Consider the following 6,971-nt stretch of genomic DNA (forward strand, 5'->3'; position numbering starts at 1 on the left):
TAGTGGAATGATGATGTTATGCATAAGTATTATTCCTTATTTTCTGATAAAAAGAAAGGGATTCGACAATTTTTATAGAATCATTTAATGACAAAGATTAAAAAATAGGAGTGATACAATCATGAAAAACAAATGGATAACACTTTCAATTACAGGGGCCTTAATACTTGGAACAACAGCCATTGGGACACCAATAGTAAATGCAGTGGGAGAAGGTCCAAATTATAACGGAAAGGAAACCATTGCGAATTCGATTCTTCATTCGCATCAAGAACTAGTAGATTTCTTGCATAAGCAAGAAGCAAAGCAAGAAGCAATGGAATTAGAAGTAATTGGACAATCGGTAAAGGGCAGAGATCTACACTTAGTAAAATATATCAAGAATCCAGAAAATCCTACTATTTTGTTCCTCACTCAGCAGCATGGCAATGAAGCATTAACGACTGAGGGAGCATTACAGTTTATTAAACAACTTGGAACCGGAAAAATGAAAGGTATTCTCAAGGACGTAAACGTCCTTATCATTCCTAGACTAAATGTAGATGGTGCAATGGGAGATGTAAACTTTCCTTTAGATGATTATATTGCTAGTGGAGACCATCATTTAACGAGATATAACGCAAATGAAGTGGATCTAAATAGAGATCATGTTGAAAGATTACAACCAGAAACAAAAGCATTACATGACAATGTACTTGGTGCCTATGATGTTGATTATATGATTGATTTACACCATCAAGCAACCCAAAGTGAGGTAGATGGTAAACTAGTTTCGGGCTCTATATTGTATCCAACTACAGACAATGCTAATGAGACGGTAGTTAAAAAGTCGAAACAATTAGGTGCAGTTGTATATGATGCTATTGACTCTAAAGGATGGGGACATATCGGTAAATATCAGGGAAGTTCGGCGGAGACGATTAGTCGAAATGGAATTGCAGTAGAATATGGGATTTCGACATTACTATTTGAAATGCGTGGAATGGCAGATCATGAATGGGAATCGTATGTACTTGGTCAAAAAAGCAATGGATATTTAATTAAGCAAACAGTCATTACACTGGAGGAAACAGTTAGGGCAATTGCTGATAGGTCGATTGAGTCAAAAGATATCTCTTTTTGGGATTCTTTACCTTATCAGACAAGGAGAACAACAGAATAAACTGATTTAATGTGTATTTCTATTCCGTATCAAAGGTTTGGTAGGATATGTGAGTCGCAACGTTTTCCATTTCATTTCTCCGTACTGTGGTTTTAAATAAAAATATAACGAGTATTCTCAAAGCTTTTCCATAGAGAAAACAACTGGAGAATAAGGGGCGCCGGGGGATAGAGAAAACGTGACAAGATCCATTTAGGTCATTAGTAATTCTGCCGGCGTAATTCGTACTATACTCTTCATGGTCAATTGTCTAACGTAATCGAAAAAGCTTGCTATGACAAAGTAAGTTATGCTAAAGTTATAAGTAGGTTCAAGTATGCTAGGTACGGCATATGTGGTAACGGATGAAATTCAGATTTTTTGTTTGGTTATATGTTACAGGGGGTATCATACAAATATGCTAGGAATCGTAAATGTATTATTAGTGATTGATGGAATTATTATGATTGTACTTGTATTATTGCAGTCTGGGAAAAGTGAAGGCTTATCTGGCGCGATTTCCGGTGGTGCTGAACAATTATTTGGGAAACAGAAAGCACGAGGCATTGATCTTGTTTTACACCGAGGAACGATCGTAACAGCCGTAATATTTTTTGTACTAGCTTTTCTGAGCGCATATGTTTTACAATAGATACGAACCCTTATCACTAATAGTGGTAAGGGTTTTTACTTTAAGGTAAAAAGGGTAAAGTAGATAAAGAAAGAAAGCAGAAGGAGTTGCAGTAAGAATGAAAGTTAAACAACCACAACCTTTTACGTTTGAAGCTGGACCGCGTGCGGTATTATTACTACATGGCTTTACTGGGCATTCTGCAGATGTCCGAATGCTAGGAAGGTATTTAGAAAAACGAGGATATACAAGTCATGCTCCTATTTATCGTGGACACGGACTACCACCAGAAGAATTAGTAAAGGCAACACCAGATGAATGGTGGGAAGATGTAAAAGAAGCCTATCAACATTTAAAGGAACTTGGATACAATGAAATAGCAGTAGCTGGCTTATCCTTAGGAGGAGTATTAGGCTTGAAAATTGCCTATACCGAAAAAACAAAAGCAGTCATAACGATGTGTTCTCCTATGTTTTTTGATAATGAAACACAGCTAACCAAAGGATTTACAGCATTTGCTAAAGAGTACAAACAATTAGAAAGAAAAGATAAAGATGTTATCGAAAAAGAAGTTGAGGAACTGTTGAAGAATTCAACCGATGTATTTACTCACCTAGGAAAATTTATTAATGAGGTCAAAAATGAAGTGGATACAATCTACACACCTACGATGGTAGTTCAGGCGAGAAAAGATAACATGATAAATACGGATAGTGCAAATTATATTTATGATAATGTCGAAGCTGATCAAAAAGCAATTCATTGGTATGAGGACTCTGGACATGTAATCACAATGGATAAAGAGAAAGAACAAGTATTTGAAGATATTTATCAATTCCTTGAAACATTAAACTGGGAAGAATGATTATATTCAACAAAGAACGTTAACAATAATAGAAAGAAGGTGAAGAAAGTGAAGGAAAAAATACAAAATTATTTTAAAGAAAATGGAACAAAACCATTAGCAGTAGACGAATTAGAAGAAGTGTTAGAAATTGAGGATGCAATAGAATTCAAAGAACTGGTCAAAGCACTTAATCAATTAGAAGAAGAAGGTGAACTGGTTCGAACTCGAAAAAATCGATTTGGTCTTCCAGAAAAAATGAATCTGATACGGGGCAGAATTCAAATGCATGCGAAAGGATTTGCATTCTTAATTCCAGATGATGAGAAGCAAGATGATGTTTATGTCCACCACTCTGATCTGGCATCTGCAATGAATAACGATAAAGTACTGGTACGTATTGAAAAAAGGGATAAAGATGGAAATCGTCCTGAAGGTACAGTGATCCGCATATTAGAACGAGCAACTTTGCAGGTAGTGGGCACATTTGAGGATAATCGTTCATTTGGGTTTGTGATAGCGGATGATAAGCGGATTCCTAATGATATCTTCATCCCAAAAAATATGACGAATGGAGCTGTAAGTGGGCATAAAGTAATTGCCCATATTACAAAATATCCAGAGGGAAAGAAAAGTGCTGAGGGAGAAATTATTCATATACTTGGTCATAAAAATGATCCAGGTATTGATATTATATCAATTATCCATAAGCACGGTATTAAGATGGACTTCCCTAATAAAGTGCTTGATCAAGCCGCTGCTACACCAGAAACAATCTCAGCAGATGAAATAAAGGAAAGAAGAGATCTACGTAATGAAACAATTGTTACTATTGATGGTGCAGATGCAAAGGATTTAGATGATGCCGTTTCTGTAAAAAAATTAGACAATGGTAATTATAAGCTAGGTGTCTATATTGCAGATGTTAGTTATTATGTGGAAGAAGGAAGTCCGATTGATCAAGAAGCGCTAGAAAGAGGAACAAGTGTCTATCTAGTGGATCGGGTTATTCCAATGATACCTCATCGTTTATCCAATGGTATTTGTTCCTTAAATCCTCAAGTCGATCGATTAACCTTAGGTTGTGAAATGGAAATTGATACTAGTGGAAACATTGTTGACCATGAGATTTTCCAAAGTGTCATCCGTACGAATGAGCGAATGACTTATTCCGATGTAAATAAAATTCTTGTAGATAAAGATGAGGCATTACGTGAACGTTATAGGGAATTAGTACCTGTTTTTGAAAATATGGAGCAATTAGCTTCCGTACTGCGTCATAAACGGATGGATCGAGGAGCCATTGACTTTGATTTTAAGGAAGCAAAGGTTTTAGTGGATGAAAATGGTAAGCCAGAAGATGTGGTACTACGTGAGCGTTCTGTTGCTGAACGGTTAATTGAAGAATTTATGTTAGCCGCTAATGAAACCGTAGCAGAGCATTTCCATTGGTTAGATGTTCCATTTATCCATCGAATCCACGAAGACCCTGACCCAGGTAAGCTACAGACATTCTTTGAATTTTTAGCAGGGCTAGGTTATGTCGTAAAAGGGACGAACAACGAAGTTCATCCACAGGCATTACAAAAGGTACTGGAAGAAGTGCAGGGTAAACCAGAAGAAATGATTGTATCCAAGCTGATGCTACGGTCCATGCAGCAGGCAAAATATGATCCACAAAGCATTGGTCATTTTGGGCTGGCAACAGAGTTTTATACGCATTTCACTTCACCGATTCGCAGATATCCAGACTTGACAGTGCATCGATTAATCCGTACGTATCTTATTCAGAAAAAAATGGATCAGAAAACGATGCAGAAATGGAAAGATGCAATGCCAGAAATTTCTAGACAAACCTCAGAAGCAGAAAGAAGAGCTGTGGATGCAGAACGAGAAACAGATGATTTGAAAAAAGCAGAATTTATGAAAGATAAAATTGGTGAATCGTATACTGGTGTAATCAGCTCTATTACCAATTTTGGCTTGTTTGTTGAACTAGAAAATACAATTGAAGGATTAATTCATGTAAGCTACTTAACGGATGATTATTATCATTACGACCAACGAAGCCAGGCGATGATCGGTGAACGTACAGCAAATATGTACCGAATTGGTGATGAAGTAAAGGTGAAAGTAGCTGGTGTTAATTTAGATGAACGTACCGTTGATTTCGAAATGGTTTATTCGAAAAAGCCAAAGAAGCAAAAACGGATAAAAGCTAAAAGAGTTAAAAAGAAGTAAGAACGAACCGCTGCATCTATTCATTGATCAGCGGTTTCAAGATTTGCTGCATAGTGTTACCGTTATATAAGTTAATAAAGTGTGAATAATTTGTCATATTCCTCTATTTTAATTTGGTGGAAGCCACTATTTAGATGCTTAATACTAACGATAAAACTATGTAACGCTTACTAAGAGGAAGTTTTTTTGTTTGTCGTTCTTATTTGAACTTGTAGAACCACTTGGTGCCATTATTACACAATGTTTTTCAACCAATTGATTTTCTCCATGGTTGCCGGAATGAAGGTATTTATCTTGCTAGATGAATTATTACCAGCAGCCAAGTAATATGATGAAGCACATCTATTGCGATAGATGAAGTAATGAGCGATATGACTGTCCTGACTATTAGCTTATTAGTAATGATTTGATTCATTTTTTTATTGGAATACTTCCAAATATTTGATAGAATAAGGTTCATGTAAGCAGTAGGAGGAAGTTCTTATGCCTAAAGGACAAGGAAATACAATTGCACAAAATAAACGAGCATCCCATGAATATTTTATTGAGGATACCTTTGAAGCGGGAATCGTCCTTCAAGGTACAGAAATAAAATCAATTCGAGCAGGAAGAGTAAATATTAAAGATTCACATGCTAGAATCGATCGAGGAGAAGTTAAACTAATTAACCTTCACATTGCGGAATATGAACAGGGAAATCGATTTAATCATGATCCAACTCGAACACGTAAGCTTTTGCTCCATCGTAAAGAAATTGATAAGTTAATTGGCTTAACGCAACAGCAAGGTTATGCGCTGGTTCCATTAAAAATTTATATCAAAAATGGATATGCTAAAGTATTATTAGGATTAGGAAAAGGGAAAAAGAAATATGATAAACGGGAAGATCTTAAGCGTAAACAAATGAAGCGAGATGTAGATCGTGCTATCAAAGAGCATATGCGATAAAAGCAAGGCAGATCCCATGAAAAATTTGACTTTTATACTAAAAATGTTATAATGAAGCATGTAATTAGGAAAGCAAAATAAAATTATATATGCTCATTCTTCCTAGCGTTACTCCTATTTTATGGGGACGTTACGGATTCGACAGGGGTAGATTGAGTTCAGGTTGCGCGTCGAGGTTACGGCTCGTAAAACGTTATCGCCTAAATATAACTGGCAAAGAAAACAATCAACCTGCTTTAGCAGCTGCGTAAGCACTGCTAAGCGATCCTTCCTGCTATTGCCCGTGTAGCAGATTGAAGGGTCTCAAATCGAGCGGGCTATACAATGATCCACCGTCTGAGGATGATTGTTGAAACCAATCAGACTAGCTTCTCTAAAGCCTGTCGATAGGCTGAAGAGTAAGCGAATGATAATATATCGACTATGCGTGTAGAAGCCTGAGTGGCGATATCTCTGGACGTGGGTTCGATTCCCACCGTCTCCACCAAATACATAATTGGTGGTTTTTTAGTTTAAGCGGTAACATATTTACCTGAATTAATATATTTTTGCTAATTAAAGTCGTCTTTCATTTGAGGATGGCTTTTTTGTTTATGAAATTACAAAAGTTACTCATGTGGGTAATTATGGGTGCGTTGAGCAGCGCCCAGAAACTAGGCGACTTCATGAATCACCCTAATCTAAGTCATCATAGTCTTGCAAGCTTACCGTGATTCCTTTATTTCCGTTGACTTACTACAGTCGCTACGTTTCTAATCGGACGTTTGTGCTTTTGTTCTTATACTTGGATATAAATGACTAAAAGATTAGGAAACAGAGAAATTGGAACTAATTATATTGAAGTTATTACGCAGGTTACGGAGAGAATTTCAGTAAGGGAGATGGAGAAATCTATAATGTTGTTATCTTTTTTTAGGAACAGTACACTCTTTTCATGGTACGAATTCAGAGAATATCTGAAAAAAAATGATAACATTAATCATGAGTTAACCTTAGACATTCGTTAATTATGATTGTCTTTTTATTTAGGAGATGGATATAGTAAACCTAGCTGGTCAGATAAGATTGGTTACCTTAAAAGGGAAATAATTTTCCTGGGGCTGGGACATAACTAGCCCTTATGAAGTTAAAAAAGATTCCAGTTATCAAAAAATGATAGCTGGAAT

The 6,971-nt window shown here is 36.3% G+C and carries 5 protein-coding genes and 1 other RNA gene; all 6 read left to right on the forward strand.

From position 1 onward, the window contains the following. Positions 1 to 121: 121 nt before the first annotated feature. The 6 genes from ABDZ84_RS19600 to ssrA all read left to right on the forward strand — a co-directional run bounded on the left by ABDZ84_RS19600 (position 122) and on the right by ssrA (position 6,292). A complete protein-coding gene (locus ABDZ84_RS19600; RefSeq protein ID WP_343782725.1) occupies positions 122 to 1,162 on the forward strand; it encodes a M14 family zinc carboxypeptidase in 1,041 nt (346 codons plus the stop codon). A gap of 397 nt (positions 1,163 to 1,559) precedes the next feature. Continuing rightward, positions 1,560 to 1,793 (forward strand): preprotein translocase subunit SecG, encoded by a 234-nt coding sequence (secG, locus tag ABDZ84_RS19605; protein WP_021289023.1) that lies wholly within the window; start codon positions 1,560 to 1,562, stop codon positions 1,791 to 1,793. A 97-nt stretch (positions 1,794 to 1,890) separates the two neighbouring features. Further along, positions 1,891 to 2,637 carry an alpha/beta hydrolase gene (locus ABDZ84_RS19610; RefSeq protein ID WP_343782728.1) on the forward strand — a complete coding sequence of 249 codons (747 nt, stop codon included), beginning with the start codon at positions 1,891 to 1,893 and terminating at the stop codon, positions 2,635 to 2,637. A gap of 48 nt (positions 2,638 to 2,685) precedes the next feature. Continuing rightward, on the forward strand, positions 2,686 to 4,857 hold the full coding sequence (rnr, locus tag ABDZ84_RS19615) for a ribonuclease R (RefSeq protein WP_080668692.1): 2,172 nt from the start codon (positions 2,686 to 2,688) through the stop codon (positions 4,855 to 4,857). Between the two features lie 483 nt (positions 4,858 to 5,340). Continuing rightward, a complete protein-coding gene (smpB, locus tag ABDZ84_RS19620) occupies positions 5,341 to 5,805 on the forward strand; it encodes an SsrA-binding protein SmpB (protein WP_121605639.1) in 465 nt (154 codons plus the stop codon). 123 nt (positions 5,806 to 5,928) lie between these two features. Beyond that, positions 5,929 to 6,292, forward strand: a transfer-messenger RNA (tmRNA) gene (ssrA, locus tag ABDZ84_RS19625). Positions 6,293 to 6,971 lie beyond the last annotated feature (679 nt).

Origin of the sequence: Virgibacillus salarius (genome assembly GCF_039521925.1) — a bacterium.
Taxonomy (GTDB): Bacteria; Bacillota; Bacilli; order Bacillales; family Amphibacillaceae; genus Virgibacillus; species Virgibacillus salarius.

Excerpts from the sequence above, each read along its gene's own strand:
- secG (WP_021289023.1), top strand. The coding sequence starts at position 1,560 with ATGCTAGGAATCGTAAATGTATTATTAGTGATTGATGGAATTATTATG.
- smpB (WP_121605639.1), top strand. The coding sequence starts at position 5,341 with ATGCCTAAAGGACAAGGAAATACAATTGCACAAAATAAACGAGCATCC.
- ABDZ84_RS19610 (WP_343782728.1), top strand. The coding sequence starts at position 1,891 with ATGAAAGTTAAACAACCACAACCTTTTACGTTTGAAGCTGGACCGCGT.
- ABDZ84_RS19600 (WP_343782725.1), top strand. The coding sequence starts at position 122 with ATGAAAAACAAATGGATAACACTTTCAATTACAGGGGCCTTAATACTT.